The sequence below is a fragment of the uncultured Streptococcus sp. genome (assembly GCF_915066115.1).
Classification (GTDB): domain Bacteria; phylum Bacillota; class Bacilli; order Lactobacillales; family Streptococcaceae; genus Streptococcus.
Genome location: NZ_CAJZDT010000153.1, coordinates 1 through 3,596, shown reverse-complemented (window position 1 = coordinate 3,596; position 3,596 = coordinate 1). Strand labels below are relative to the sequence as shown.

Annotated in this window: 4 protein-coding genes and 1 pseudogene; all 5 read right to left on the bottom strand. The window is 44.1% G+C overall.

The features are described 5' to 3' along the window. A pseudogene (locus tag QZ565_RS08645) lies at positions 1-242 on the bottom strand (PucR family transcriptional regulator); the annotation flags it as partial. Between the two features lie 3 nt (positions 243-245). After that, positions 246-632, bottom strand: coding sequence for a Mini-ribonuclease 3 (locus QZ565_RS08640; RefSeq protein ID WP_295528281.1), 387 nt, complete (start codon positions 630-632; stop codon positions 246-248). After that, positions 625-1,968 carry a cysteine--tRNA ligase gene (cysS, locus tag QZ565_RS08635; protein WP_295528278.1) on the bottom strand — a complete coding sequence of 448 codons (1,344 nt, stop codon included), beginning with the start codon at positions 1,966-1,968 and terminating at the stop codon, positions 625-627. Before cysS ends, QZ565_RS08640 begins: the two co-directional genes overlap by 8 nt. Before the next feature lie 82 nt (positions 1,969-2,050). Continuing rightward, entirely contained in the window at positions 2,051-2,935 is an 885-nt protein-coding gene (locus QZ565_RS08630; RefSeq protein WP_295528275.1) for a GNAT family N-acetyltransferase, read from the bottom strand. 11 nt (positions 2,936-2,946) lie between these two features. Next, positions 2,947-3,564 carry a serine O-acetyltransferase gene (gene cysE / locus QZ565_RS08625; RefSeq protein WP_295528272.1) on the bottom strand — a complete coding sequence of 206 codons (618 nt, stop codon included), beginning with the start codon at positions 3,562-3,564 and terminating at the stop codon, positions 2,947-2,949. Between the last annotated feature and the right edge of the window lie 32 nt (positions 3,565-3,596).

Below are 3,596 nucleotides of genomic sequence, written 5' to 3'. Positions count from 1 at the left end.
AAAACTTGCGGTGCCTGGCCCTTCCCCTCAATCAGATAGGGATACCAAGGATTGAGCGAACTGGCCTTCTCCTGTTGGGTCAAAAGGGCAACCAACTGCTTTTCACGCTCACTGAGACCAGCTTCCTCCAGCAAAATCCACTGCTGAGAAGCTAAAGGAAGAGTAAGATATCCCTCTTTCTCAACAGGTTGGTCTAAAATCTGAGCCTCAGGAAACCAGTCTTGTAATTCCTTTGCAATCATATCCTAGCCCTCCACTTTTTGGATGCACCAAGAAATCAAGCTCTCAAGACGTTCCAGATTTTCAGTCATATGGAGATAGCCCATCACTGCTTCAAAACCTGTGGACATGCGGTAAGTCACCACATCAGCATTTTTAGCCTTGGTATGGCTATTGGTATTGCGACCACGTTTGTAAATTTCTTCTTCTTTTTCGTTTAAGACTTGCTCCTCCAACATGAGGACAATCAGGCGAGCCTGAGCCTTTGCAGATACATACTTAGTGGCCTCTTGGTGGAGTTTATTGGGTTTGGTCATGCCTTTGAGAATAAGGTGGCGACGAATATACATGGAATAAACCGCATCCCCTTCAAAGGCTAGCGCAATCCCGTTAATGAGATTGACATCAATCACGTGTCCACCTCACTCCATCCTTGGTGTCAAGGAGCTTAATTCCTTGAGCAGCCAATTGGTCACGGATTTGGTCTGCTGTCGCAAAGTCACGATTGGCACGCGCTTCTTGGCGTTTTTGGATCAAGGCTTCAATGTCTGCATCCAAAACTTCCTCAACAAAGACAATTCCAAAGACTTCTAACATATCCGCAAAAGCTTGCTTGACACTTGCATCATAGTTGCCAGAGTTAATCCATTTGGCCATTTCAAAGACAACTGTGATACCATTGGCAGAGTTGAAATCCTCATCCATAGCTGCTACAAACTTATCTTTAAAGTCCTGTAACTCTTGAGCATCTACAGTCCCAGAAAATGGTTGCTCGTAAGTGTTCTTTAGATACTTAAGATTAGTTTCTGCATCACGTACTGCCTTTTCTGTAAAGTTGATAGGTTTGCGATAATGTTGAGTCGCAAAGAAGAAACGAAGCACTTGCCCATCAAGAGTTTTAAGGGCATCGTGTACGGTGATAAAGTTGCCCAAGGACTTAGACATCTTGACATTGTCGATATTGACAAAGCCATTATGCATCCAGTAGTTAGCAAAGGTCTTACCTGTTTTGGCTTCTGACTGGGCAATTTCGTTGGTATGATGAGGAAATTCTAGGTCAGCTCCACCACCGTGGATATCAATGGTATCGCCCAAAATCTCTGTTGACATAACCGAACACTCGATATGCCAGCCCGGACGACCAGGTCCCCAAGGGCTATCCCAAGAAATCTCACCTGATTTAGCAGCTTTCCAAAGGGCAAAGTCCACAGGATTTTCCTTACGTGCCGTTTCTTCATCGGTACGACCTGAAGCACCTAGCTCCAAATCTTCCAAGGTTTTATTGGCCAACTTGGCATAGTTGTGGGATTTTCCCACACGGAAATAGACATCTCCTTGACTCTCGTAGGCAAAGCCTTTCCCAATCAAGTCTTCCACAAAGCGGATGATATCAGCCATAAACTCCACCACACGAGGGTGGCGAGTAGCAGGTTTGACACCCAAGGCCGTCACATCCTCACGAAAGGCAGCGATGTACTTGTCCGCAACCTCCTGAGGCGTGATACCTTCTTCCTTGGCACGGTTGATAATCTTATCATCCACATCCGTGAAATTGGAAATATAGGCAACCTCGTAACCACGGTATTCGAAGTAACGTCGAATGGTATCAAAAGCTACCGTTGAACGAGCATTCCCCACGTGGATATAGTTGTATACCGTAGGCCCACAAACATACATCTTGACCTTACCGTCCTCGATAGGGACAAATTCTCGCAAATCACGAGACATGGTGTCATAGATTTTAATCATAAAATAATAGTCAGGAAAGCTAAAATCCAAGAACAGTTAGTTTCATCACTAAGAGTTCAATTGAATTTCAGTCCGAATCTCTCTACACTTCGGAATCCCTTGCTCCTTTCTCATTCAGATAAACCACCTGAGTCTGTTTGACAAAGCCAATTTTTTCATACAAGCACTTGGCACCTACATTGCTATCTTCCACTGCAATCTGAAATTCCTTGTCATTTTGCTCAATTAGTTGGTTGACAAGGGATTTTGCTAAGTAGCTTCCATAGCCTTTTCCACGTTCAGGTTCCGATATTGCTAAACCGTAGAAGTAATTCGTATTAGTCGATAAATCTACCGTGCAAGTTCCAATGACCTGATCGTTTTTTAACAAAATATATAAGCGACTTTCTGGATCTTTCAGAGCTTCAGCGACATATCTATCCACAACTTCTCTCGATTCATGTTCCTCTGAGAATGCCTGAAATTTTAACTGACTAATTTGATCCTGATACGAACTATCTGCTAACAAAACTTCAAGATTGGAAAGCTTTTCTAACGGATAAGGTTTTCTATCCTTACCTAACCAAGTTTCTGTCTCTTCATCCTCGACCAATCCCCAGTTGCTGACAAAATCAGGATGGCGGTCTAGAAAAACACGCTCTGTCTGAAAAGTAACTGAATGAATCGGAAAAGAAGCTGTTTCTCTCTCAAAACTAGTAAACAATGCACGCGCAATTCCCTGATGGCGATGATCTGGATGAACCAGTATCGTCACTTCCACATCTTGGTCATCAGCATAGACAGTTAAGAGACCAACAAGTTCGCCTTTTTCATAATAAAGGAAAAAGGCGGGCATGTTTGGGTCAAAATTAAGCATGTTAGAAAGATAGGGATCACGATAGGTACCGTCATAGTTTTGGCAACAGTTAATTAATTTTTTCGCCTCAGATAACTCCTCTTGGCTTAACTTGTTTCTTGCTTGAATCATATAGGTATCCTCTACAAACCAGACGATCTGTGACTGGCTTCTTTAGCCTGCTCGAGTTTATTGACGTAGTACTCTCGTTTTTCTTCGACTTCGTGAATGACCGGCTCATCCTTCTTACCATGTACACGGACAATCTTGGCAGGAATACCAACAACCGTCACATCACTAGGTACGTCTGCCACGACAACTGCTGCTGCACCGACCTTGGCATTTTCACCGATTTCCACAGGCCCGATAACTTGGGCATGGGCTGATATGAGAGCTCCTTTACGCACAGTCGGATGGCGTTTGCCAACATCTTTCCCTGTCCCACCAAGAGTCACTCCGTGATAGAGAAGAACGCCTTTTTCAACAATCGCCGTCTCACCAATCACTAAGCCAGAACCGTGGTCGATAAAGACACCTGAATCGATCTGAGCACCCGGATGAATCTCAATCTGGGTCCAAAAACGCCAAAACTGACTGTGCATCCGAGCCAAGAGTTTAAAGCCGTGCTTCCAGAGAAAATGAGAGAGACGGTGGGCAGCCAAGGCCTTAACTCCAGGGTAAGTCAGTAAGACTTCCAGGGTGTTATGAGCCGCTGGATCATTTTCTTTTACAATATCAATGGTTTCACGCCACCATCCCATACATTTCTCCTTTCTTATTCTGAATCTTTTGG

Coding starts and splice junctions, on each gene's coding strand:
- cysS (WP_295528278.1), bottom strand. CDS start 1,968: ATGATTAAAATCTATGACACCATGTCTCGTGATTTGCGAGAATTTGTC.
- cysE (WP_295528272.1), bottom strand. CDS start 3,564: ATGGGATGGTGGCGTGAAACCATTGATATTGTAAAAGAAAATGATCCA.
- QZ565_RS08630 (WP_295528275.1), bottom strand. CDS start 2,935: ATGATTCAAGCAAGAAACAAGTTAAGCCAAGAGGAGTTATCTGAGGCG.